The sequence below is a fragment of the Streptomyces toxytricini genome, from assembly GCF_014649915.1.
In the GTDB taxonomy this organism is placed as follows: Bacteria; Actinomycetota; Actinomycetes; order Streptomycetales; family Streptomycetaceae; genus Streptomyces; species Streptomyces toxytricini.
Genome location: NZ_BMTY01000006.1, coordinates 221335 through 244591, shown reverse-complemented (window position 1 = coordinate 244591; position 23257 = coordinate 221335). Strand labels below are relative to the sequence as shown.

General features: G+C 72.5%; 18 protein-coding genes and 1 tRNA gene. 12 read left to right on the top strand and 7 right to left on the bottom strand.

All coding sequences use genetic code 11. The annotated features are described in order from the left end of the window. Positions 1 to 1217: ATP-dependent helicase C-terminal domain-containing protein (locus IE170_RS10050; RefSeq protein ID WP_308428377.1), on the top strand; the 1217-nt coding region annotated here is incomplete at its 5' end. Here IE170_RS10050 and pgfA read toward each other — a convergent pair. The 3 genes from pgfA to IE170_RS10035 all read right to left on the bottom strand — a co-directional run bounded on the left by pgfA (position 1207) and on the right by IE170_RS10035 (position 3770). Then, positions 1207 to 2181 carry a cell envelope lipid trafficking protein PgfA gene (gene pgfA / locus IE170_RS10045; protein ID WP_189808959.1) on the bottom strand — a complete coding sequence of 325 codons (975 nt, stop codon included), beginning with the start codon at positions 2179 to 2181 and terminating at the stop codon, positions 1207 to 1209. The two genes, IE170_RS10050 and pgfA, sit on opposite strands and share 11 nt — an antisense overlap. Positions 2182 to 2192: 11 nt before the next feature. Beyond that, a complete protein-coding gene (locus tag IE170_RS10040) occupies positions 2193 to 2336 on the bottom strand; it encodes an SPW_0924 family protein (protein ID WP_189808958.1) in 144 nt (47 codons plus the stop codon). A gap of 84 nt (positions 2337 to 2420) precedes the next feature. Continuing rightward, positions 2421 to 3770: a lytic transglycosylase domain-containing protein gene (locus IE170_RS10035; RefSeq protein WP_411912147.1), complete on the bottom strand. Its 1350-nt coding sequence runs from the start codon at positions 3768 to 3770 to the stop codon at positions 2421 to 2423. A 266-nt stretch (positions 3771 to 4036) separates the two neighbouring features. Here IE170_RS10035 and IE170_RS10030 point away from each other — a divergent pair, with 266 nt between their 5' ends. Further along, positions 4037 to 4891, top strand: a complete 855-nt coding sequence (locus tag IE170_RS10030; protein ID WP_189808957.1) for a DUF4184 family protein — start codon at positions 4037 to 4039, stop codon at positions 4889 to 4891. Positions 4892 to 4940: 49 nt separating this feature from the next. On the opposite strand, the gene polA is transcribed toward IE170_RS10030, so the two are convergent. Then, positions 4941 to 7664 (bottom strand): DNA polymerase I, encoded by a 2724-nt coding sequence (gene polA / locus IE170_RS10025; protein WP_189808956.1) that lies wholly within the window; start codon positions 7662 to 7664, stop codon positions 4941 to 4943. Positions 7665 to 7800: 136 nt separating this feature from the next. On the opposite strand from polA, the gene IE170_RS10020 reads away from it, so the two are divergent. From IE170_RS10020 to IE170_RS09985, 8 genes are all read left to right on the top strand, one after another. Next, entirely contained in the window at positions 7801 to 10122 is a 2322-nt protein-coding gene (locus IE170_RS10020) for an FdhF/YdeP family oxidoreductase (protein ID WP_189808955.1), read from the top strand. Between the two features lie 23 nt (positions 10123 to 10145). After that, positions 10146 to 10601: a PaaI family thioesterase gene (locus tag IE170_RS10015; protein WP_189808954.1), complete on the top strand. Its 456-nt coding sequence runs from the start codon at positions 10146 to 10148 to the stop codon at positions 10599 to 10601. 1690 nt (positions 10602 to 12291) lie between these two features. After that, positions 12292 to 12714, top strand: a complete 423-nt coding sequence (locus IE170_RS10010) for a hypothetical protein (RefSeq protein ID WP_189808953.1) — start codon at positions 12292 to 12294, stop codon at positions 12712 to 12714. Positions 12715 to 13272: 558 nt separating this feature from the next. Beyond that, positions 13273 to 14511 carry a branched-chain amino acid ABC transporter substrate-binding protein gene (locus tag IE170_RS10005; RefSeq protein WP_189808952.1) on the top strand — a complete coding sequence of 413 codons (1239 nt, stop codon included), beginning with the start codon at positions 13273 to 13275 and terminating at the stop codon, positions 14509 to 14511. Between the two features lie 117 nt (positions 14512 to 14628). Beyond that, a complete protein-coding gene (locus IE170_RS10000) occupies positions 14629 to 15561 on the top strand; it encodes a branched-chain amino acid ABC transporter permease (RefSeq protein ID WP_189808951.1) in 933 nt (310 codons plus the stop codon). A gap of 5 nt (positions 15562 to 15566) precedes the next feature. After that, the gene (locus IE170_RS09995) at positions 15567 to 17291 is read left to right on the top strand and encodes a branched-chain amino acid ABC transporter permease (protein ID WP_189808950.1); all 1725 of its coding nucleotides are present in this window, start codon (positions 15567 to 15569) and stop codon (positions 17289 to 17291) included. Between the two features lie 5 nt (positions 17292 to 17296). Then, positions 17297 to 18367 carry an ABC transporter ATP-binding protein gene (locus IE170_RS09990; protein WP_189809026.1) on the top strand — a complete coding sequence of 357 codons (1071 nt, stop codon included), beginning with the start codon at positions 17297 to 17299 and terminating at the stop codon, positions 18365 to 18367. Further along, positions 18364 to 19080: an ABC transporter ATP-binding protein gene (locus IE170_RS09985; RefSeq protein WP_189808949.1), complete on the top strand. Its 717-nt coding sequence runs from the start codon at positions 18364 to 18366 to the stop codon at positions 19078 to 19080. The genes IE170_RS09990 and IE170_RS09985 overlap by 4 nt, the downstream gene beginning before the upstream one ends. A gap of 97 nt (positions 19081 to 19177) precedes the next feature. Here IE170_RS09985 and IE170_RS09980 read toward each other — a convergent pair whose 3' ends face one another. Beyond that, on the bottom strand, positions 19178 to 19834 hold the full coding sequence (locus tag IE170_RS09980; RefSeq protein ID WP_189808948.1) for an ANTAR domain-containing response regulator: 657 nt from the start codon (positions 19832 to 19834) through the stop codon (positions 19178 to 19180). 93 nt (positions 19835 to 19927) lie between these two features. Between IE170_RS09980 and IE170_RS09975 the strand changes: the two genes are divergently transcribed. Beyond that, positions 19928 to 20010, top strand: a tRNA-Leu gene (locus IE170_RS09975). An 84-nt stretch (positions 20011 to 20094) separates the two neighbouring features. After that, a complete protein-coding gene (locus IE170_RS09970; protein WP_189808947.1) occupies positions 20095 to 20874 on the top strand; it encodes a helix-turn-helix domain-containing protein in 780 nt (259 codons plus the stop codon). On the opposite strand, the gene IE170_RS09965 is transcribed toward IE170_RS09970, so the two are convergent. Next, positions 20875 to 21558: an LppU/SCO3897 family protein gene (locus tag IE170_RS09965; RefSeq protein ID WP_189808946.1), complete on the bottom strand. Its 684-nt coding sequence runs from the start codon at positions 21556 to 21558 to the stop codon at positions 20875 to 20877. A gap of 178 nt (positions 21559 to 21736) precedes the next feature. Then, the gene (pyk, locus tag IE170_RS09960; RefSeq protein WP_189808945.1) at positions 21737 to 23164 is read right to left on the bottom strand and encodes a pyruvate kinase; all 1428 of its coding nucleotides are present in this window, start codon (positions 23162 to 23164) and stop codon (positions 21737 to 21739) included. Positions 23165 to 23257 lie beyond the last annotated feature (93 nt).

The following is a 23257-nucleotide window of genomic DNA, read 5'->3' as shown; positions in this document are numbered from 1 at the left end:
CGGGCAGCACGGGCAGCACGGGCAGCACGGGCAGCACGGGCAGCACGGGCAGCACGGGCAGCACGGGCAGCACGGGCGGCGCAAGCGGCACGAGCGGCACGGGCAGCGCGGGCGGCACGGGCAACGCGGGCGGCGCGGGCGGCGCGGATGGCGTGAGCGCCATGAGTGGCGGCCGCGATGCGGAGTGCGGGCAGGGCGGAGGCCGGGGTGCGGAGCGCGGGCAGGGCGGGGACGACCGGCTTGCCGGGGTCGTCGTCGCGCTCGCGTTTCCCGAGCGGGTGGCCCGCCGGCAGGGGCCGGGCCGGTTCCTGATGGCGTCCGGCACGCGCGCCGCCCTCGCCGACGGCTCACGCCTCGCCTCGGCGGGCGACTGGCTGGCCGTGGCGGTCGCCGACCGGTCCGCCGGCTCCGCGGACGCCCGCCTCCGGCTGGCCGCCCCGTTGGACGAGGACACGGCCCTGGCCGCCGCCGAGCACCTGCTCGCGTCGGCGCAGGAGGTGCACTGGGAGGACGGGGACGTCGTCGCCCGCGCCGTCCAGCGGCTCGGCGCGATCACCCTCGCCGAACGCCCCCTGACCGCCCCGGATCCGGTCCTGCTGCGTGCGGCTCTGCTCCGGGGCCTGGCCGAGGAGGGCCCGGCCGGGCTGCTGCGCTGGTCGAAGGAGGCGGCGGCGCTGCGCGAGCGCCTGGCCTTCCTGCACCGCACGCTGGGCGGGGACTGGCCGGACGTGTCGGACGCGGCCCTGGCCGCCCGTGCGGAGGACTGGCTGGAGCCGGAGCTGTCGCGGGCCCGCCGCCGCGCGGACCTGGCCCGGATCGACGCCGGCCAGGCGCTGGCGCGCCTGCTGCCGTGGGCGTCGGGGGAGGCGGCCCGCCTCGACGAGCTGGCGCCGGAGCGGATCGAGGTGCCGAGCGGCTCGCGGATCCGCGTGGACTACTCGGCGGGGCAGCCGGTGCTCGCGGTGAAGCTCCAGGAGCTGTTCGGGCTGGCCGAGACGCCGCGCGTCGGGGGCGTGCCCGGGGTGCCGGTCCTGGTGCACCTGCTGTCCCCGGCGGGGCGGCCGGCGGCGGTCACCGCCGACCTGGCCTCGTTCTGGGGCAGCGGCTACCGGGCGGTGCGGGCCGAGTTGCGCGGCCGCTACCCGAAGCACCCCTGGCCTGAGGACCCGGTGACGGCGGAGCCGACCCGGCACACCAGCGCCCGCCTCAGGCGGTGACCCGCCGCGCCTGCGCCTGCCGTCCCCTCGCCTCCCGCCACAGCGCCGCTCCGAGGAGCACCAGCCCGGCGGCGGCGAGGCCCGCGGGGGCGTGGGTGCGCAGGACGAGGACCTTCCACCGGTTGGCCGCGACGAGGGCGACGGTGTGCCGGCTGTAGTCCTCGCGCATCCGCACGTGCCCGGCGAAGACGGTGAGCCGGCCCTCGGGAGCGCCGGCGGCGATGCCGCCGCGCATCTCCTGCTCGATGACCTGCTCGGCGTTGACGGGCGCCCCGGTGACGGGGTCCACCCAGAACATCGCCTTGGCCTTGTACCAGAGGGAGGTCCCGGTGGTCTGCTCGAAGGTCGCCGGGTCGATGCCCTCGATCGGCATCCGCTTGGGGAGGGGCACTTTCGTCCAGGGCACGGTCTGCTCGTAGTAGTGGACGTCCATGCCGCGGAAGGTGCGCGGGCCGAGGTAGTGGACGGGCGAGGAGGTGCGCGTCTGCGCGTCGAAGTAGAGGTGGTCGCGGGGCTCGGCCGCGAACGGCCACTTGAACTCGATGCCCTCGCGGCGCACGGGGTCCCCGTCGACGGACTCCCCCGCGGCGTGCACCGGCTCCTGGGTGTGGGCGTCGAAGACGTACCGCTCGGGGATCTGCGAGACCATCCGGCCGTCGGGGCCGGCGATGTGGGTGAGGGTGTCCCACACGACGACGTCGCGGCCCGTCTCGGCCGACGCCCGCCGGGCCGCCTCCACGTCGCCCTTGAGGGTCTGGACGATCGTGACCTTGTCGACCTTCCGGGGCTGCATGCCGCCGGTGTAGTCGAGGAGGGTCGCGTCGCGGGCCTCCAGGACGACCGCCTGGTACTGGCCCGGGGGGATCCGGGCGAGGCGGGGGTACGCGTACCAGCGCAGCAGCGGCGCGAGGGCCGTGCAGAACACGGCGAGGGCGAGGAGGGCCAGGCCGGCGCGGCTCCGCATGCCCGGCCCCCTCACGGCTGCCCCGGCGCGGCGGGCGCGCTCGTGAGGAGGGGGTGCGGGGAGGTCCGGCCCCCGGGGGTGCCGAGGGCGGTGACGGCGAGGACGAGGGCGACCGCGGCGGCGAGGCCGACGGCGGCGGCGAGGAGGGCGCGCATGCCGGGCCTCCGGGATCTGATGGAGTGTCAGAGCGGGGGCACCGTAGCAACGCGCGCACGGGATGGGAACCGCCGGGCGGCCTCCTAACGGGCCGGCGCACCGACCGTGCTGCGGCTCGGGCTCGGGTTCGGGCTCGGTGCGGTCGCGGGGCCGGCGCCGGGCTTCGCCGAGGAGGTGGGCGTCGGCTTCGGAGACGGGACGGCGGTGGGCTTCGGACTCGCCGTCGCGCTCGGCTTCGGCGACGGCGTGGGCGCGGAGGTCGGGGTGGGGCTCGGAGTCGGCTTCGTGCTGGGCGCGGGCGTCGGCGTCGGGCTCGGGGTGGGCGTCGGCTTCGGGCTCGGCGTGGGCGTCGGGCTCGGCTTCGGCGTGGGCTCGGGTGTCGGCGTGGGCTCGGGTGTCGGCTTCGGGCTCGGCGAGGGCGTCGGCTTCGGGCTCGGCGTGGGCGTCGGGCTCGGCTTCGGCGTGGGCGACGGCGTCGGCGTCGGCTTCGGACCCGCGGGGGCCGGGCCCGCGCCCGCTCCCCCGGCGTCGGGGACCTCGTGCGCGCCGCCCAGGTAGTACGCGTACCAGGACCGCACCGTCCGCAGGTACTCCCCGGAGTGGTTGTACGACAGCACGGCCCGGTCGAGGTCGGCCGGCACTCGCAGGTCCCGGCTGCCCGCGCACAGGTAGCGCCCGGCGGCGAGGGCTGCGTCGTGGATGTTGTTCGGGTTGCGGCGGCCGTCGCCGTCGCCGTCCTGGCCCCACGCCGCCCAGGTGGAGGGGATGAACTGCATCGGGCCGACCGCGCGGTCGTGGACGGTGTCGCCGTCGTACGCGCCTGCGTCGGTGTCGGGGATGTTCGCGAAGCCGTTGCCGTCGAGGACGGGGCCGAGGATCGGCCGCAGCGTGGTGCCCGCGGCGTCGACGCGGCCGCCGCCGGCCTGGCCCGACTCGACCTTGCCGATGGCGGCGAGGAGCTGCCAGCGCAGCCCGCACCCGGGGTCGGTCCGCCCGACCCGCTCCTCGGCCCGCCGGTACGCGGCGAGCACCGTCGCCGGGATGCCCTGCGCCCCGGACACCCCGCCCAGGGCGACGGGCCCGCCGCCGTGCCCCGCACCGTCGCCGGTGTCCGCGGGCTGCCGAACGGGCTGCGCCTCCGGGACGGGCGCCGGCGCCGTGCCGGTCCCGGCCGCCGGCGGTGGCAGTTCGCGGAGGTAGGCGCCGTCCCCGCCGCCCCCCGCACCGGCCGGCGGGAACGGCGCGGCCGTGGTGGAGCCCGCGCCTGCGGCCGCCATGCCGCGGACGGGCCCCTGCGAGGCGGTCAGCGCCGCCGCGACGAGCGCGCACGCGGCGACCGCGGCGGCGCTCCTGCGCAGTCCGCCTCCCGCGGTGCGGGCGCCCGTCCGCGGCGCCGCCGGAGCCGGTATCCGAGCCGCCGACCGATCCGACATGAGCCGGTCCCCCCTCGTCCTCGACATCGGCGTGACCGTACGTCAACTCCCGTCACGGCAAACCTGCCTGCGCTCGGGCTTCACCATTTCCCCACGCCGCCTGCGGGTCGCGCATACTGTCCGGACCCGATCGTGAGCATTGGCCCGAAGTAAAGAAAACGTCACCGTGCGTGACGCCGCGGGCGCCGCGCCCATCGGGCGGCCCGGCCCGGCCGCAACCGGACCGGGCCCGCCGAGAACCGGTCAGAACAACAGCAAGAGGTGCCGTGCCGTTCACGCTCAGCCATGCCGCCGCCGTCCTGCCCGCCGTCCGCCGCACCGGCCGGGCCCGCGGCCCGCTCGTCGCCTCCGCGCTCGTCCTCGGCTCGTTCGCGCCGGACACCTTCTACTTCGCGGACGCCGTCGTGGGAGGGGTGATGCAGTACGGGGCGTTCACGCACTCCGTGCCCGGCCTCCTCACCGCGGACGCGGTGCTGACGGCGCTGCTCGCCGCATGCTGGCTGCTGCTGCGCGAACCGCTGGTCGCGCTGCTGCCGCGGGCCCGGCAGGGCCGGGTGCACGCCCTGCTCCGCGGGGAGCCGTGGCGCGGCGGCCGCCGGCCGGCGCTCCTCGTGCTGTGGTTCTACCTGTCGGCGGTGCTCGGCTCGCTGACGCACGTGGTGTGGGACAGCTTCACGCACCTGGACCGGTGGGGGACGAACGCCCTGCCCCGGCTCGGCGAGCCGCTCGCCCTCGGCTACCCGCTCTACACCTGGCTCCAGTACGGCTCGTCGGCGGTGGCGGCGGGCGCGCTGCTGTGGTTCGCGGCGTCGGCCCTGCGGGCGGCGCCGGACCGGCCGGCGCCCGCGGCGGTTCCGGTCCTCGGACGGGCCGGGGTGCTCGGCGCCGCCGTCCTGGTCGCGGGCTGCACGGCGGTCGGGGCCACTCTCCGCGTGATCCGCTTCTTCACCTTCCACGACCGGGTCCGCTCACCCCTGGACATCATCCCGACGCTCTGCTTCGGCGCGGGCGGCGGGCTCGCCGTCGGACTGCTGCTGTACGGGGTGCTGGTGCGGCTGCACCAGCGGCGGACCGGGCGCCCGGCGGAGGAGGAGGCGCGGGAGCCCGTCCCCGCGGGATAGCGGGAACGGGCTCCGAGGCGGAACGGGGCGGGGTCGCCGCCGTGCGGTGTCAGTGGGCGGCGGACTCCCAGTCGGAGCCGACGCCGACGGACACGTCCAGCGGGGCCCGCAGCTCCACGGCCGCGCCCATCTCGCGGCGCACGAGCTCCTCCACCTGCTCCCGCTCGCCCGGCGCGATCTCCAGCACGATCTCGTCGTGGACCTGGAGCAGCATCCGCGACCGCAGCCCGGCCCCGGTGATCGCCCGGTCGACGCGCAGCATGGCGACCTTGACGATGTCGGCGGCCGTGCCCTGGATCGGCGCGTTGAGCGCCATCCGCTCGGCGGCTTCGCGGCGCTGCCGGTTGTCGCTGTTCAGGTCGGGGAGGTAGCGGCGGCGGCCGAAGACGGTCGCCGTGTAGCCGGTGGCCCGCGCCTCGTCCACGACGCGCTGGAGGTAGTCGCGGACCCCGCCGAAGCGCTCGAAGAACGTCTCCATCAGGCCGCGCGCCTCGGCCGGCTCGATGCCGAGCTGCTGCGACAGGCCGAACGCGGACAGCCCGTACGCCAGCCCGTACGACATCGCCTTGATCTTGCGGCGCATCTCGGGGTCGACCTGGGAGCGCTCCACCCCGAACACCTGCGAGGCGACCGTGGTGTGCAGGTCCTCCCCGGACAGGAAGGCCCGGATCAGGCCCTCGTCCTCGGAGAGGTGGGCCATGACGCGCAGCTCGATCTGGCTGTAGTCGGCGGTCATCAGGGACTCGTAGCCCTCGCCGACGACGAACCCGCGGCGGATGGCGCGGCCCTCGTCGGTCCGCACCGGCACGTTCTGCAGGTTCGGGTCGGTGGAGGACAGCCGGCCGGTCGCGGCGACGGTCTGGCTGAAGCTGGTGTGGACGCGGCCGTCGGCGGCGATCGTCTTGACGAGGCCCTCGACGGTGACGCGCAGCTTGGCCTGCTCCCGGTGCCGCAGCATGATCACGGGGAGTTCGTGGTCGGTCTGGGTGGCCAGCCAGGCCAGCGCGTCCGCGTCGGTGGTGTAGCCGGTCTTGGTCTTCTTCGTCTTGGGCAGGTCCAGCTCGCCGAAGAACACCTCCTGGAGCTGCTTGGGGGAGCCCAGGTTGAACTCGTGGCCGACCGCCGCGTGCGCCTCCTTCACGGCCTGCTGCACGGCGCCCGCGAACTGCTGCTCCATGGCCTCCAGGTGGTCGCGGTCGGCGGCGATGCCGGCCCGCTCCATCCGGGCCAGCAGCTCGGAGGTCGGCAGCTCCATGTCGTGGAGCAGGTCGGCCGCGCCGACCTCGGCCAGCTTGCCCGTGAAGGCCTCGCCGAGGTCCAGGACGGCCCGGGCCTGCGCCATCAGGGCCTCCGCCTCGGCGGTCTCGTCCGCGCCGAAGGCGAGCTGCCCGTCCGCGGCGGGCGGCGCCAGCTCGCGGTGCAGGTACTCAACGGACAGCGCGTCCAGCGCGAACGACCGCCGGCCCGGCTTGACCAGGTACGCGGCGAGCGCCGTGTCCATGGTGACGCCCGCGAGGCTCCAGCCGTGCTCGGGGAAGACCCGCATGAGCCCCTTGGCGTTGTGCACGACCTTCGGGCGGGAGGCGTCGGCCGCCCATGCCGCGAAGGCGCGCTCGTCGGCCTCGTCCAGCTGGGAGGGCTCGAACCAGGCGGCCGCGCCGTCGGCCGCGGCCAGCCCGACCTCCGCGATGCTGCCCTGGCCGAGCGCCCAGCTGTCGACCGTGGACACGCCGAGCGGGCCGTCCGCGTGCTCCGCGAGCCACGGCGCGAGCTCCCCGGTGCCCAGCACCGAGCCGTCGAGCTCCACGCCGGCCGCCGGAGCCGGAGCCGCTGCCTCCTGCCCGGCGCCCGGGTCGACGGCCAGCAGCCGCTCCCGCAGCGACGGGTTGCGGATCTCCAGGACGTCCAGCACACCGGTCACGGCGGAGCGGTCGTACGGGGCGCGCTCCAGGTCCGCGGCGCCCTTGGGCAGCTCCACGTCCCGCACCATCTCGGTCAGCACGCGGTTGAGCTTCACGGCCTGAAGGTGGTCGCGGAAGTTCTGCCCCGCCTTGCCCTTGACCTCGTCGGCGCGCTCCACCAGCTCCGCGAACGAACCGAACTGGTTGATCCACTTGGCGGCGGTCTTCTCTCCGACGCCCGGGATGCCCGGCAGGTTGTCCGACGGGTCGCCGCGCAGCGCCGCGAAGTCCGGGTACTGCTGCGGGGTCAGCCCGTACTTCTCCACGACCTTCTCCGGGGTGAAGCGCGTCAGCTCCGAGACCCCCTTCGTCGGGTACAGCACCGTGGTGTGCTCGGAGACCAGCTGGAAGGAGTCCCGGTCGCCGGTGACGATCAGCACCTCATACCCGAGCGCCTCCGCCTGGGTGGCGAGCGTCGCGATGACGTCGTCCGCCTCGAAGCCCTCCACCGCGAACCGCGGCACGTTCATCGCGTCCAGCAGCTCGCCGATCAGCTCGACCTGCCCCTTGAACTCGTCCGGCGTCGTCGACCGGTTCGCCTTGTACTCGGGGAACTCAGTCGACCGCCAGGTCTTGCGGGAGACGTCGAACGCGACCGCGAAGTGCGTGGGCGCCTCGTCGCGCAGCGTGTTCGCCAGCATCGACGCGAAGCCGTAGATCGCGTTCGTCGTCTGCCCCGAGGCCGTCGTGAAGTTCTCCGCGGGCAGCGCGAAGAACGCCCGGTACGCCAGGGAGTGCCCGTCCATGAGCATCAGGCGGGGGCGGTCCGCTGCGGTCGTCTGGTCGGTCTTCTTCGATGCGTTCTCTGCCACGCCCCCGATCCTAGGCGGCTCCGCCGACAATTCCGGCGCCGGCGACCTCGCCCGGGCGTGACAGGATCGGACGTGTAGGCGAAGACGCCCGGCCGCGCCGGGCACGCACCACCCGACATGCCCGAAGGGGACCGACATGGCCGCCAAGCCGCCCGCAGGTGATCCCGTCCAGGACGCGCCGCAGGTCGCGCCCCCCAAGCACGCCGCGGCGGGCCTGCCCGCCATCGGGCACACCCTGAGGATCGCCCAGGCGCAGATGGGCCTCGCCCGCACCGCCCGCACCCTCCTCAAGGTCAACCAGAAGGACGGCTTCGACTGTCCCGGCTGCGCCTGGCCCGAGGGCGACAAGCGGCACACGGCCGAGTTCTGCGAGAACGGCGCCAAGGCCGTCGCCGAGGAGGCCACCCTGCGCCGGGTCACCCCCGAGTTCTTCGCCGCCCACTCCGTCGCCGACCTGGCCTCCCGCTCCGGCTACTGGCTGGGCCAGCAGGGCCGCCTGACCCAGCCCGTCCACCTCGCCGAGGGCGCCGACCACTACGAGCCGGTCACCTGGGAACGTGCCTTCCGGATCATCGCCGAGGAGCTGAACGCCCTCGGCTCCCCCGACGAGGCCCTCTTCTACACCTCCGGCCGCACCAGCAACGAGGCCGCGTTCCTCTTCCAGCTATTCGCCCGCGAGTTCGGCACGAACAACCTGCCCGACTGCTCCAACATGTGCCACGAGTCCTCGGGCTCCGCGCTCACCGAGACGATCGGCATCGGCAAGGGCAGCGTCACCCTGGAGGACCTCCACCAGGCCGACCTGATCATCGTCGCCGGGCAGAACCCCGGCACCAACCACCCCCGCATGCTCTCCGCCCTGGAGAAGGCCAAGGCCTCCGGAGCGAAGATCATCTCGGTGAACCCGCTGCCCGAGGCCGGCATGGAGCGGTTCAAGAACCCGCAGACCCCCCTCGGCATGCTCCGCGGCACCCCCCTGAACGACCTGTTCCTCCAGATCCGCATCGGCGGCGACCAGGCCCTCTTCCGCCTCCTCAACAAGCTGGTCATCGAGGCCGACGGCGCCGTCGACGAGGACTTCGTCCGCGATCACACCCACGGCTACGAGGACTTCGCCGCCGCCGCGCGGAAGGCCGACTGGGCCGAGACCCTCACCGCCACCGGCCTCACCCGCCCCGAGATCGAACGCGCCCTCGCCATGATCCTGGCGTCGAAGCGCACCATCGTCTGCTGGGCCATGGGCCTCACCCAGCACAAGCACGCCGTCGCCACCATCCGCGAAGTCGTCAACCTGCTGCTGCTCCGCGGCAACATCGGCCGCCCCGGCGCCGGCGTCTGCCCCGTCCGCGGCCACTCCAACGTCCAGGGCGACCGCACCATGGGCATCTTCGAACGGCCCGCCCCGGCCTTCCTCGACGCCCTCGACAGGGAGTTCGGGATCACCTCGCCCCGCCACCACGGCCACGACGTCGTCCGCGCCATCGAAGCCCTCCGCGACGGCAGGGCCAAGGTCCTCTTCGCCATGGGCGGCAACTTCGTCGCCGCCACCCCCGACACCGACGTCACCGAGGCCGCCGTCCGCCGCGCCGCCCTCACCGTCCACGTCTCGACCAAGCTCAACCGCTCGCACGCGGTCACCGGCCGGCAGGCCCTGATCCTGCCCACCCTCGGCCGCACCGACCGGGACGTCCAGGCCACCGGCCGCCAGTTCGTCACCGTCGAGGACTCCATGGGCATGGTCCACGCCTCCCGCGGCAACCTCGCCCCCGCCTCCCCGCACCTGCTCTCCGAGCCCGCCATCGTCGCCCGCACCGCCCGCGCCGTCCTCGGCGACGCCTCCGCCACCCCGTGGGAGGAGTTCGAACGCGACTACCGCGCCATCCGCGACCGCATCTCCCGCGTCGTCCCCGGCTTCGAGGACTACAACGCGCGCGCCGCCCGCCCCGAGGGCTTCCGCCTCCCCCACGCCCCCCGCGACGAGCGCCGCTTCCCCACCGCCACCGGCAAGGCCAACTTCACCGCCGCGCCCGTCGAGTACCCGCGCGTCCCCGAAGGCCGCCTGCTGCTGCAGACCCTGCGCAGCCACGACCAGTACAACACCACCATCTACGGCCTCGACGACCGCTACCGCGGCATCACCGGCGGCCGCCGCGTCGTCCTCGTCCACCCCGAGGACGCCGCCGCGCTCGGCCTCGCCGACGGCTCCTACACCGACCTCGTCAGCGAGTGGAAGGACGGCGTCGAGCGGCGCGCGCCCGGCTTCCGCGTCGTGCACTACCCGACCGCCCGCGGCTGCGCGGCCGCCTACTACCCCGAGACGAACGTCCTCGTCCCCCTCGACTCCACCGCCGACACCAGCAACACCCCCGCCAGCAAGTCCGTCGTCGTCCGCTTCGAACCGGCCCCGGAGCAAGCGCTCGCTCAGCAGCCTGATAGGAAGGGCGTTAACGAGCGTTGACACCCGCAGAACGGAGACGGCCCATGGGCGAGCAGCACGCGGTGAAGTTCCCGCAGGAGGTCCTCGACGAGTACGCCGCCCTCGGCATCGACCTGCCGGCGCTGTTCTCGGCCGGACACCTCGGCGAGCGGATGGACATCCGCGTACTGGAGGCATCCGCCGATCGCGTCGTCGGCACCATGCCGGTCGAGGGGAACACCCAGCCGTACGGGCTGCTCCACGGAGGGGCCTCCGCTGTCCTCGCCGAGACGCTCGGCTCCGTCGGGGCGATGCTGCACGGCGGCATCGGGAAGATCGCCGTCGGCGTCGACCTGAACTGCACGCACCACCGCGGGGTGCGCGCCGGCCTCGTCACCGGGGTCGCCACCCCGGTCCACCGCGGCCGCTCGACGGCCACGTACGAAATCGTGATCACGGACGAGGAGTCCCGCCGCGTCTGCACGGCCCGCCTCACCTGCCTCCTCCGCGACGCGGGCTGACCCACCGGGGGGGGCCGAGGGGCGACGCCGCCCCTCGGCGACACCCGCTCCCGGACGACCGGCGGCCCGGGGCACGCCGCCTGGGTGACCGCACGTCCACGGGGGAGGCCGCCCGCGCAGCCGCCGGCCACCGGGGGACGCCACCCGGGCAGCAGCCGACCCCCACCGGGGGCGTTGCCCGGGCAACCACCGGCCCACCGGGGACGCCACCCAGGCGGCCACCGGCCCACCCGGCACGCCTCCTTGGCGTCCGCCAGCCCAACAGGGGCGCCCCCCAGGCGACCACCGGCCCACCGGGACGCCACCCACGCAGCCACCGGCCCACCCGGCACGCCTCCCTGGCCTCCGCTAGCCCAACGGGGTCGTCGCCCAGGCGGCCACCGGCCCACCGGGACGCCACCCAAGCGGCCACCGGCCCACCCGGCACGCCTCCTTGGCGTCCGCCAGCCCAACAGGGGCGTCCCCCAGGCGACCACCGGCCCACCGGGACGCCACCCAAGCAGCCAGCGGCCCACCGGGCACGCCTCCTTGGCGTCCGCCAGCCCAACAGGGGCGTCCCGCAGGCGGCCACCGGCCCACCGGGACGCCACCCAAGCAGCCGCCGGCCCACCGGGGACGCCGCCCGGGCAGGCGCCCGGCCCCTGCAGGCTGCCCCCGGTGGGGCCGGCCTGATCCGACCGGCGCTGGCACGACCACCGACGGACGGCCCGTGGCCCCGGCTTGGGCAGCCGCCCGGGCACACGCGGCGGCACACTTCCCCGCGTATGACAGCCGCCAGCCTGCGGGGTGCGGCTCGCCCCGGCCGGCGGCGGCCATCGGGGCCGGGCCCGTGCGCAGTGAGGCGAACAGGGGCGGATCCCGCACAGGAGGTCGGCGAGGCCGCCGGAGGGCCGGGCCGCTGCGCGGAGCGGTCCCCTCCCCGCCCCTTCCCGAAACCGGGGACGCCGCCCCCGGCCCCCGACGGCCGCTGCGCGGCCGTGCGCTCAAACGCCGCGCGGGCTGGATTCGCCCACCTCGCCGCGCAGCCTCTTCCCCTCGCAAGCCCCGGATGAGCCACCATCCGGCCCCGCCACCACTCGAACCACGGGGCACATCCGGCCGTCGCCGGCGCCTGAGGCGTGGGAACAGATCCACCCCTGCCGACACCCGAGGCACGAAAACAGATCCACCCCCGCCGGCGTTCGAGGGGCGGGAGTCCGGGGGGCAGCGCCCCCGAAACGGCGCCGCACCCGGGCAAGCACCGCGCGCCACCTCAACCAGCCCCGCCGGCGTTTGAGGCCAGGGCACCGGGGCAGCGCCCCCAGGACGGCGCCGCGCCCTGCAGCAGGCCGGAGGCGCCCCGCCCCATCCAACCCGGCCGACACCTGAGGCACGGGGACAGATCCAGCCCCGCCGGCGCTTGAGGCGCGGGGGTCCGGGGGCAGCGCCCCCGAAACGGCGCCGCACCCGGGCACGCACCGCACGCCACTCCGACCAGCCCCGCCGGCGCTTGAGGCGCAGGGCACCGGGGCTTCGCCCCGGGACGACGCCGCGCCCTGCAGCAGGCGGACGCGCCCCGCCCCATCCAACCCCGCCGGCGCTTGAGGCGCCGGGGCCGGGGTCTGCCGGGGCGGGGCCCGGGAGGGCGGGATTGCGTCAGGGAAGGGGCTCGGCGTTGTGTCACCGAAGGTGACGGCCTACCGTCGACGGCATGCGTTCGTTCGGCCGCGCCGCGGCCCGCGCCACCGCCGCCGCAATCCTCGCCGCCGCCCCGGCCACCGCTTCCGCCGCCTGCGCCCCGGCCGCCCCTCAGGCCCCGGCCAAGTCGGCCCCGGCGGGCGGGCCGAGCGCCTCCTCGCCGGCCGAGATCTGTTCAACTCTCGTGTCCTACTGGGCGAAAGAGGCTCTCACGGGCGGCAAGTGGGCCGGCTTGGACTGGGAGCAGAAGGGGCTGTCGAACGCCCAGTTCGCGATCCACGAGGACGCCGTCGCCGCAGGTCGGGCCGTGGAGCGAACTCACGGGCGGGACAAGGCACTTGAGACCGTGGACCGGGTCGTCGCCGAGCGCTGCGCGGCCGAGGGCGGGGCGACCGGGAGTTCGGAGAACTGGCGGGCGCCGAGCCCGGCCGGGTGACCGGATTCCCGTGCGCGGTGTCCGGCTTCCGGGCAGTGGGCGCTCGGAGCGGACCGGTGCAGGTCGGGGCCGGTGGGGATCGTTCCGCACCCCTCCCCCACCCCCGGACCAAGATCCAATCGCCCGAAGTGGATCAAGAACCATCATTACCGTAAGTAATGGCCACGCCCCACAGAATCCCCTTTTACGTGCGCGGAATGCCACCCCCGCGATTCTTTCGGACACTCCCTGCGACATTCGGCCGGTTTTGATCTATGACAGGACCATGAGGCCCTCAAGCCCCTTAGGGAACCTGCGAATTCTCACCATGCGGACATTCTCCCGAGGTGCCAAACGTCCGTTCTGTCCGTACTCCCGCCTCACATTCTTGGCCTTGGCATAACAAGACAGTCACATCCTCCTTTCCCCGCTCCCCCCACTCCCCACCGCGGCCTAGAGTCACGGCCAGTCACCGCGCCACAGGGCGCACCCCAGCACGGCCGTGGACTCCCAGTGCGGCCCGGCGACCCATCGGCACAGCCCCAACTCGGGGCAGCCGCGCCAGGGAAAGGAAGAATCGTGCGACACCGTTCTCTGCTCGTCCTCACCACCGTGATCACCACGGGAGCACTGACCCTCACCGCCTGCGGTTCGCGCGACGAAGCGAAGACCGGCGACAACGCCGGCGGCGGCAACAAGACCGTCGTCGTCATCGGCGTCGACGCCCCGCTCACCGGATCCCTTTCGGCCCTCGGCCAGGGCATCAAGAACTCCGTTGACCTCGCGGCCAAGACGGCGAACAAGAACAACGAAGTCCCCGGCGTCGAATTCAAGGTCGAAGCGCTCGACGACCAGGCAGTTCCTGCCTCCGGACAGGCAAACGCCACCAAGCTCGTAGGCAACAAGGACGTTCTCGGCGTCGTCGGCCCGCTGAACTCCGGCGTCGCCCAGCAGATGCAGGGCGTCTTCGCCTCCGCGAACCTCGCCCAGGTCTCCCCGGCCAACACCAACCCCTCCCTGAGCCAGGGCGACAACTGGGGCAAGGGCGAGTACAAGCGCCCCTTCAAGACCTACTTCCGCACCGCCGCCACCGACGTGGTCCAGGGCAAGTTCGCCGCCCAGTACCTCTTCAAGGACGCCGGCAAGAAGAAGGTCTTCGTCGTCGACGACAAGCAGACCTACGGTGCCGGCCTCGCCGGCATCTTCTCGGAGGAGTTCAAGAAGCTCGGCGGCGAGGTCGTCGGCACCGACCACGTCACCGTCAAGGAGACCGACTTCTCCTCGACCGCCGACAAGGTCAAGGCCTCCGGCGCCGACTCCGTCTACTTCGGCGGCCAGTACCCCGAGGGCGGCCTGCTCTCGGACCAGATCAAGAAGACCGGCGCCGCCATCCCGCTCTTCGGCGGCGACGGCATCTACGACCCGGCCTTCATCTCGGCCTCCGCCGAGGCCAACGACGGCGACCTCGCGACCTCCATCGGCGCCCCCGTCGAGAAGCTCGACACCGCCAAGAAGTTCATCGAGGACTACAAGGCGGGCGGCTACAAGGACCCGTACGCGGCCTACGGCGGCTACTCCTACGACGCCGGCTGGGCCATCGTCCAGGCCGTCAAGGCCGTCGTCGCCGCCAACGGCGGCAAGGTCCCGACCGACGCCCGCGCCAAGGTCGTCGAGGCCCTCGGCAAGGTCTCCTTCGACGGTGTGACCGGCAAGGTCTCCTTCGACGAGTACGGCGACACCACCAACAAGCAGCTCACGGTCTACAAGGTCGAGGGCGGCAAGTGGATCGACGTCAAGAGCGACACCTTCAACCAGTAGTCGCCACGCCTGACGGCAACCACCCCTGACCCACCCCCAAGAGAACCAAGCCGCGCGAGGGCGCAAACAGCGCCCTCGCGCGGACTCTTATCCGACACGCACATCGGAGGCCCTGCGGTGCACGAACTGCCGCAACAGCTGGCCAACGGCCTTGCCCTCGGTGCCCTTTACGGCCTCATCGCCATCGGGTACACCATGGTCTACGGCATCGTCCAGCTCATCAACTTCGCCCACGGCGAGATCTTCATGATCGGGGGCTTCGGCGCCCTCACCACCTACACCGCACTCCCGAGCGGAACCTCGCTCCTGGTGGCGATACCCCTCATGATCCTCGGAGGCGCACTCGCCTCCGTCGCCGTGGCGACCGCAGCCGAGCGCTTCGCCTACCGGCCGCTGCGCTCCGCTCCGCGCCTGGCACCCCTCATCACCGCCATCGGCCTCTCGATCGCACTGCAGCAGCTCGTCTGGCAGTTCTACCCGGACGCCAAGAAGGCCGTCACCTTCCCGGAGTTCACCGGCAAGGCCTTCCAGATCACGGACAACCTGGCCATCCAGCGCTCCGACGCCTTCGTCCTCGCCCTGGCCCCGCTCTGCATGCTCGCCCTCGGCGTCTTCGTCTCCAAGAGCCGCAGCGGCCGCGCCATGCAGGCCACCGCCCAGGACCCCGACACGGCCAAGCTGATGGGCATCAACACCGACCGCATCATCGTCATGGCCTTCGCCATCGGTGCCGCGTTCGCCGCCGTCGCCGCCGTCGCGTACGGCGTCGACAAGGGCCAGATCAACTTCGAGATGGGCTTCATCCTCGGTCTCAAGGCCTTCACCGCGGCCGTCCTCGGCGGCATCGGCAACATCTACGGCGCCATGGTCGGCGGCGTGGTCCTCGGCCTCGCCGAGGCCCTCTCGATCGCCTACATCGAGGAAATCCCCGGCATGCAGCAGCTCGGCGGCGGCGCCTGGGCCAACGTCTGGGCCTTCGTCCTCCTCATCGTCGTCCTCCTCGTGCGGCCCCAAGGCCTGCTCGGCCAGCGCGTCACGGATCGGGCGTGAGAACCATGACCACCACCGAAACCACCCCCACCACCGTGGCCGCGCAGCCCGCCACCGCCAACAAGACCCTGCTGTACGCGATCACCGGCGGCTCCGCCCTGACCGTCATCAGCGCCTTCCTGGCGTGGACGTACACCACCGCCTTCCCGGGCAACCTCACCCTCTACGGGTACCCCGCGCCCCTCCAGATGCTCACGCTGGTCGGCGCGCTCCTCACCGGCCTGTACGCCCTCTCCGCCCTCGGCACCAAGGGCCTCGGCTGGCTCGCCCCGAACGGCACCCGCGCCGCCCTCCGCTTCCTCGCCGCCGGCGCGGCCGCCACCACCGTCTTCACCGTCGGCTCCATCGCCGTCGAGCTCGGCGGCCTCGCCCACCTGGAGCCCGGAGCCTGGGTCGCCGCCCTCGCCTCGCTGGTCCCGGCCGTCGCCGCCTTCAAGCTCGAAGACGACAAGCGCAAGGCCGCCCCGGCGGGCACGCTCCCCTCCTGGGCCGAGATCCTCATCATCGTCGGCGTCTACGCCCTCGGCCTCTACGTCATCACGTTCGGCATCGACACCGATGACAAGGAACCGCAGCTCTTCATCGCGTACCTGATCACCGTCGGCCTCGCCGCCACGGGCCTCATGAAGTCCGGTCTCCCCGACCGCTTCGCCGCGATCACCGCCCGCCACCGCCAGGTCGCCCTCATCGCGACCGCGGCCGCCTTCATCGGCTTCCCGTTCATCCAGCAGAGCGGCGACACCTACACTCTGATCGCCGTCAACATCCTGATCTTCGCGACCGTGGCCCTCGGCCTCAACGTCGTCGTCGGCCTCGCCGGCCTGCTGGACCTCGGCTACGTCGCCTTCCTCGGAGTCGGCGCCTACACGGCCGCCCTGGTCTCCGGAAGCACGGCCTCCGCGTTCGGGATCCACCTGCCCTTCTGGGCCGCCGTCATCGTCGGAGCCATCGCCTCCCTCGTCTTCGGCGTCGTCATCGGTGCACCGACCCTGCGCCTGCGCGGCGACTACCTCGCCATCGTGACCCTCGGCTTCGGAGAGATCTTCCGCATCGCCATGGGCAACCTCGACGGCACCTCCGGCCCCCAGATCACCAACGGCCCCAACGGCATCCCGAACATCCCCCACCTCGAACTCTTCGGGTGGAACTTCGGCGAGGCCCACACCGTCCTCGGCATCACGCTCGGCGCCTACGCCAACTACTACCTGCTGATGCTGCTGGTGATGGCCCTGGTCATCCTGGTGTTCGCCCGCGCCGGCAACAGCCGCATCGGCCGCGCCTGGGTCGCCATCCGCGAGGACGAGACCGCCGCCGAGGCCATGGGCATCAACGGCTTCCGCGTCAAGCTCATCGCCTTCGCCCTCGGCGCCACCCTCGCCGGCCTCGCCGGCACCGTCCAGGCACACGTCAACACCACGGTGGTCCCCGAGAACTACGTCTTCGCCGGGCCCGTCCCGCCGAACTCCGCGTTCCTCCTCGCCGCCGTCATCCTCGGCGGCATGGGAACCATCCGCGGACCCATCCTCGGCTCCGCGCTCCTCTTCCTGATCCCCGCGAAGCTCCAGTTCCTCCAGGACTACCAGCTCCTCGGATTCGGCATCGCCCTCATCCTGCTCATGCGCCTGCGCCCCGAAGGCCTCATCGCCGACAAGCGCGCCAAGCTCGAGTACCACGACGACACCGCTGACCAGGCCCCCACCGACCTGGCCACCGCCAAGGCGGGTGCGTGAACACCATGACGACCACCACCGACACCACCACCAAGCCCGCCGCCGCCCCGGCCGGCGAGACCGTCCTCGACGCGAGCGGCGTCACCATGCGCTTCGGCGGCCTCACCGCCGTCAAGGGCGTCGACCTCCAGGTCAACTCGGGCGAGATCGTCGGACTCATCGGCCCCAACGGCGCCGGCAAGACGACCTTCTTCAACTGCCTCACCGGCCTGTACGTCCCCACCGAGGGCAAGGTCAGCTACAAGGGCACCGTCCTGCCGCCCAAGCCCCACCTGGTCACGCAGGCGGGCATCGCCCGCACCTTCCAGAACATCCGGCTCTTCTCCAACATGACGGTGCTGGAGAACGTCCTCGTCGGACGCCACACCCGCACCAAGGAAGGCCTCTGGTCGGCCCTCCTGCGCGGCCCCGGCTTCAAGAAGGCCGAAGCCGCCTCCGAGGCGCGCGCCATGGAGCTCCTCGAGTTCATCGGCCTGGAGCACAAGGCCCAGCACCTGGCGAAGAACCTCCCGTACGGCGAGCAGCGCAAGCTCGAAATCGCCCGCGCCCTCGCCAGCGACCCCGGCCTCCTGCTCCTCGACGAGCCCACCGCCGGCATGAACCCGCAGGAGACCCGCGCGGCCGAAGAACTCATCTTCGCCATCCGCGACATGGGCATCGCCGTCCTCGTCATCGAGCACGACATGCGCTTCATCTTCAACCTGTGCGACCGGGTCGCCTGCCTCGTCCAGGGCGAGAAGCTCATCGAGGGCACCGCGGCCGAGGTCCAGGGCGACGAGCGCGTCATCGCCGCCTACCTCGGGGAGCCCTTCGAGGGCGCCCCCGGCGCCGCCGAGGCCGCCGAGGTCGAGGCCGCCGAGCAGCACGCCGCCGAAGCCGCGGAGGCGGACGCCTCGGCCGAGGCCGATGCCCCGGCCGAGGACGCCGCCGAGGAGGCAGCGGAGGACGCCGCCGACGCCGACGGCCAGGACGACGACGCCGCGGACGACGCCGACACCGCCGACGAGGCCGGAACCGACGCGGAGCCGGCCGCCGACGCGGACAGCACCACCAGCAAGGACGGAGAAGCCAAGTGACCGTACTGATGGAGGTCAACGACCTCAAGGTCGCCTACGGCAAGATCGAGGCCGTCAAGGGCATCTCCTTCACCGTCGAGACCGGACAGATCGTCTGCCTCGTCGGCACCAACGGCGCCGGCAAGACGACGACCCTCCGCACCCTCTCGGGCCTCATCAAGCCCCGCGGCGGCAGCATCACCTTCGACGGCCAGCCCCTCGGCACCGTCCCCGCCCACAAGATCGTCTCCCTGGGCCTCGCCCACTCCCCCGAGGGACGCCACATCTTCCCCCGGCTGACGATCGCCGAGAACCTCCAGCTCGGCGCCTTCCTCCGCAAGGACAAGGAAGGCATCGAGAAGGACGTCCAGCGCGCCTACGAGCTCTTCCCCATCCTGGGCGAGCGCCGCAAGCAGGCCGCCGGCACCCTCTCGGGCGGTGAGCAGCAGATGCTCGCCATGGGCCGCGCCCTCATGTCGCGCCCGAAGCTGCTGATGCTGGACGAGCCCTCCATGGGCCTCTCCCCGCTGATGATGCACAAGATCATGTCGACCATCGCGGAGCTCAAGGCACAGGGCATGACGATCCTCCTCGTCGAGCAGAACGCGCAGGCCGCGCTGTCCCTGGCCGACCAGGCGCACGTCATGGAGATCGGCAAGATCGTCCTTTCCGGCACCGGCCAGGAACTCCTCCACAACGAGGACGTCCGCAAGGCCTACCTCGGCGAGGACTGACCGCCACGGCACACCCGCACACGGGTGAGGCCCGCCACCGGATTCCGGTGGCGGGCCTCACCCGTCCGTACGCACGTGCCGTCCGGCGGGGCGGGCCTCAGCCCTGCCTGGCGGCGTTCTTCTTCTCCTCGGCGTCCTCGATGACCGCCTCCGCGACCTGCTGCATCGACATCCGCCGGTCCATCGACGTCTTCTGGATCCACCGGAACGCCGCAGGCTCCGTCAGCCCGTACTGCGTCTGCAGGATGCTCTTCGCGCGGTCCACCAGCTTCCGCGTCTCCAGCCGCTGCGCGAGGTCCGCGACCTCCTTCTCCAGCGCCCGCAGCTCCGCGAACCGCGACACCGCCATCTCGATGGCCGGCACCACGTCGCTCTTGCTGAACGGCTTCACCAGGTAGGCCATGGCCCCGGCGTCCCGCGCCCGCTCCACCAGCTCGCGCTGCGAGAAAGCCGTAAGCATCAGGACCGGCGCGATCGACTCCTGCGCGATCTTCTCCGCCGCCGAGATGCCGTCGAGGACGGGCATCTTCACGTCCAGGATGACCAGGTCCGGGCGGTGCTCCCGGGCGAGCTCGACGGCGGCCTGCCCGTCGCCGGCCTCGCCGACCACGGAGTAGCCCTCCTCTTCGAGCATCTCCTTGAGGTCGAGACGGATGAGCGCCTCGTCCTCGGCGATGACGACGCGGGTCGTCAGCGGCGGAACGTGCGACTGGTCGGCGTCGGGCGTGGGCGTCGACTCGTGCTCGGCGGTCACGGTGGGCTCCTCGATGCGGGCTGCGCTGCTGGGATGAGCCTACCTAGCAGCGCGTCCACATGGTCACCCGGTACACTCCGACGTGCAGCCCCCGCCGGGTTGGTGGAATGGCATACACGGATGTCTCAAACACATCTGCCCGTGAGGGCTTGCGGGTTCGAGTCCCGCACCCGGCACACCCGAGAAGCGGACGTTCTCCTTCGGATGAACGTTCGCTTTTCTGCTGTCCAACAACGGCGGCCGTGACCCAGAGTGGTCACATGAGCACGCACGACGTTTCCGTACGTGAGGCGGCACTGGCACTGTTGCGCAGCGGCTTGCCGAACGGCGAGGTGGCTCGTCGCCTCTGCGTACCAGCAGGCACAGTCGGCTGGTGGCGCCACGAGGACCGCAGGCGCCGAGGCGAACCCCTCCCAGGAACAATGGACTGCCCGATATGCACGAAGGTCCCGTTCGATCACTGCGCGTACGCGTATCTCCTCGGCCTCTATCTCGGCGACGGCCACATCGTCTCCAAATACAGGCAGCACCACCTGTCGATCTCCTGCAACGCGTCGCAGCCCGGGCTCATAGACGCTGCCGAAGGTGCGATGCGCAAGGTGATGCCCCGGCCGGGTACGGGCCGTCGGCTGCGCGAGGGATGCGTGGAGGTCAAGTCCTACACACGCCACTGGACGTGCATGTTCCCGCAGCACGGGCCGGGCAAGAAACACGAGCGGTCGATCGTTCTCGAAGAATGGCAGCAGGCGATCGTTGACGCCCACCCGTGGGAGTTCGTGCGGGGGCTCATTCATTCGGACGGCTGCCGGACGACCAACTGGACCAACCGCCTGGTCGGTGGAGAGCGCAAGCGCTACGAGTACCCCCGGTACATGTTCGCCAACAAGTCGGACGACATCCGGAAGCTCCTCACGGATACGTTGACCCGGCTCGGCGTCCAGTGGACCGTCCTTGCGCGCGACGGCGCGCCCTTCAACGTCTCCATCGCCCGCAAGGAGTCCGTGGCGCTCATGGATCTGCACGTAGGGCCGAAGCACTAGCTACCGGCGGGCGTAGCTGCCGAGGCCGACGAGGCAGTAGACGTACTGGTTGATGGGGACGCCGTTGCGCGTGTAGCTGTGCGAGAAGGCGTACTCGGTCCTGGGGTTGGCCTGGCAGCGCTCCATCTCGGTGGTGAAGGGGAAGCGCTGGATGACCTTGTAGTGGGCGTCGTCGGCGGAGCAGGCGACTTCGTCGATGTTGTGGACGCGCGTGGCGGTGGTGGAGTCGGGGAGGGTGCCGTTGAGGCAGGTGCCCTCGTCATAGGGGCTGGGCTGGGGGGCGGCACTGGTGGGGGTGCCGAGGTCCGGGAGGTCGGGGGTGGGGAGGGGTGCCGGGGTCCAGGGGCGGGCCGAGTAGGTGGGGGTCGGGGTGGGGCGCTTGCCGGCGGTGGTGTCGGTGTCGTCGTCGGTGAGGGCCGCGATGCCGGCGGCGACTCCGGCGGCAACGAGGAGGGCGAGGAGGCAGCCGAGGGGGCTGCCCTTCCGGGCGGGGGGCGGGGCGCCGGCCACCCGGATGCGGATGAGGATCTCCTGGCCCGCTATGCGCCCGCGGACGAGGTCGCCGTGGCGGGTGGGCGGGAGGGAGAGGCGTGCGGTGGTGCCGTCGCGGAGGGGGAGGTTGAGGACGGCGCCTGCGGCGGCTTGTTCCGGGGTGAGGGTGAGCGGGATTTCCTGCGGCGGCACGGGCTTCTCCAGGGGGTGGGTCGAGCCGGGTGTTCCGTGGTCGTCGCGGGGATTGTGCCGGGTGCCGGGGCGGTGACGCAGTGGTTCCGGCGCAGTGGTGGCGGATTGTTGCCAGGGGACGTGCGGGCGCCCCCGCCGGAGGTGGTGGCGGGGGCGTGCGGGGTGCCTGGTGTGCGCGTCAGCGGACGGGGTCGCCGATGTGGTGGACGCGGACGAGGTTGGTGGAGCCGGTGACGCCGGGGGGCGAGCCCGCGGTGATGACGACGGTGTCGCCGGGGACGCAGCGGCCGATGCGGAGGAGCTCTTCCTCGACCTGGGCGACCATCGCGTCGGTGGAGTCGACGTGGGGGCCGAGGAAGGTCTCGACGCCCCAGGTGAGGTTGAGCTGGGAGCGGGTCGCGGCGTCGGGGGTGAAGGCGAGGAGGGGGATGGGTGAGCGGTACCGGGAGAGGCGGCGGACCGTGTCGCCGCTCTGGGTGAAGGCGACGAGGAACTTGGCGCCGAGGAAGTCGCCCATCTCGGCGGCCGCGCGGGCGACCGCTCCGCCCTGGGTGCGGGGCTTGCTGCGCTCGGTGAGCGGGGGGAGGCCCTTGGCGAGGATGTCCTCTTCGGCGGCTTCGACGATGCGGGACATCGTCTTGACGGTGTCGACGGGGTACTTGCCGACGCTGGTCTCGCCGGAGAGCATGACGGCGTCGGTGCCGTCGATGACGGCGTTGGCCACGTCGGAGGCCTCGGCTCGCGTGGGCCGGCTGTTGTCGATCATCGAGTCGAGCATCTGCGTGGCGACGATGACCGGTTTGGCGTTGCGCTTGGCGAGCTTGATGGCGCGCTTCTGGACGATCGGGACCTGCTCCAGGGGCATTTCGACACCGAGGTCGCCGCGGGCGACCATGATGCCGTCGAAGGCGGCCACGATGTCGTCGATGTTCTCGACGGCCTGGGGCTTTTCGATTTTGGCGATGACGGGGAGGCGGCGGCCTTCCTCGTCCATGATGCGGTGGACGTCGTCGATGTCGCGGCCGGTGCGGACGAAGGACAGGGCGATGACGTCGGCGCCGGTGCGCAGCGCCCAGCGGAGGTCGTCGATGTCCTTGTCGGAGAGGGCGGGGACGGAGACGGCGACGCCGGGGAGGTTGAGCCCCTTGTGGTCGGAGACCATGCCGCCTTCGATGACGCGGGTGCGGACGCGGGGCCCGTCGACGGCGGTGACTTCGAGGGTGACGCGGCCGTCGTCGACGAGGATGCGTTCGCCGGGGGTGACGTCGGCGGCGAGGCCCTTGTAGGTGGTGCCGCAGGTGTGGCGGTCGCCGGGGGTGTCCTCGACGGTGACGGTGAAGGTGTCGCCGCGTTCAAGGAGTACGGGTCCTTCGGCGAAGCGTCCGAGGCGGATCTTCGGGCCTTGAAGGTCGGCGAGGATGCCGACGCTGCGGCCGGTCTCGTCGGAGGCCTTGCGCACGCGCTGGTAGCGCTCCTCGTGCTCGGCGTAGGTGCCGTGGCTGAGGTTGAGGCGGGCGATGTCCATTCCGGCTTCGACCAGGGCTTTGATCTGGTCGTATGAGTCGGTGGCGGGTCCCAGGGTACATACGATTTTTGCTCGGCGCATGAGGCGAGCGTATGCCCTACCCGGCGGTAGGCAGTGGGCTTCCGATGTCTGCCCAACAACGCTTTGGCGAAGGGTTGTTGACAATTGTTGAAT

Coding starts and splice junctions, on each gene's coding strand:
- IE170_RS10040 (WP_189808958.1), bottom strand. CDS start 2,336: ATGCGCGCCCTCCTCGCCGCCGCCGTCGGCCTCGCCGCCGCGGTCGCC.
- IE170_RS10020 (WP_189808955.1), top strand. CDS start 7,801: ATGGCCGCCAAGCCGCCCGCAGGTGATCCCGTCCAGGACGCGCCGCAG.
- pyk (WP_189808945.1), bottom strand. CDS start 23,164: ATGCGCCGAGCAAAAATCGTATGTACCCTGGGACCCGCCACCGACTCA.
- IE170_RS10035 (WP_411912147.1), bottom strand. CDS start 3,770: ATGTCGGATCGGTCGGCGGCTCGGATACCGGCTCCGGCGGCGCCGCGG.
- IE170_RS09995 (WP_189808950.1), top strand. CDS start 15,567: ATGACCACCACCGAAACCACCCCCACCACCGTGGCCGCGCAGCCCGCC.
- pgfA (WP_189808959.1), bottom strand. CDS start 2,181: ATGCGGAGCCGCGCCGGCCTGGCCCTCCTCGCCCTCGCCGTGTTCTGC.
- IE170_RS09970 (WP_189808947.1), top strand. CDS start 20,095: ATGAGCACGCACGACGTTTCCGTACGTGAGGCGGCACTGGCACTGTTG.
- IE170_RS10010 (WP_189808953.1), top strand. CDS start 12,292: ATGCGTTCGTTCGGCCGCGCCGCGGCCCGCGCCACCGCCGCCGCAATC.
- IE170_RS09990 (WP_189809026.1), top strand. CDS start 17,297: ATGACGACCACCACCGACACCACCACCAAGCCCGCCGCCGCCCCGGCC.
- IE170_RS10015 (WP_189808954.1), top strand. CDS start 10,146: ATGGGCGAGCAGCACGCGGTGAAGTTCCCGCAGGAGGTCCTCGACGAG.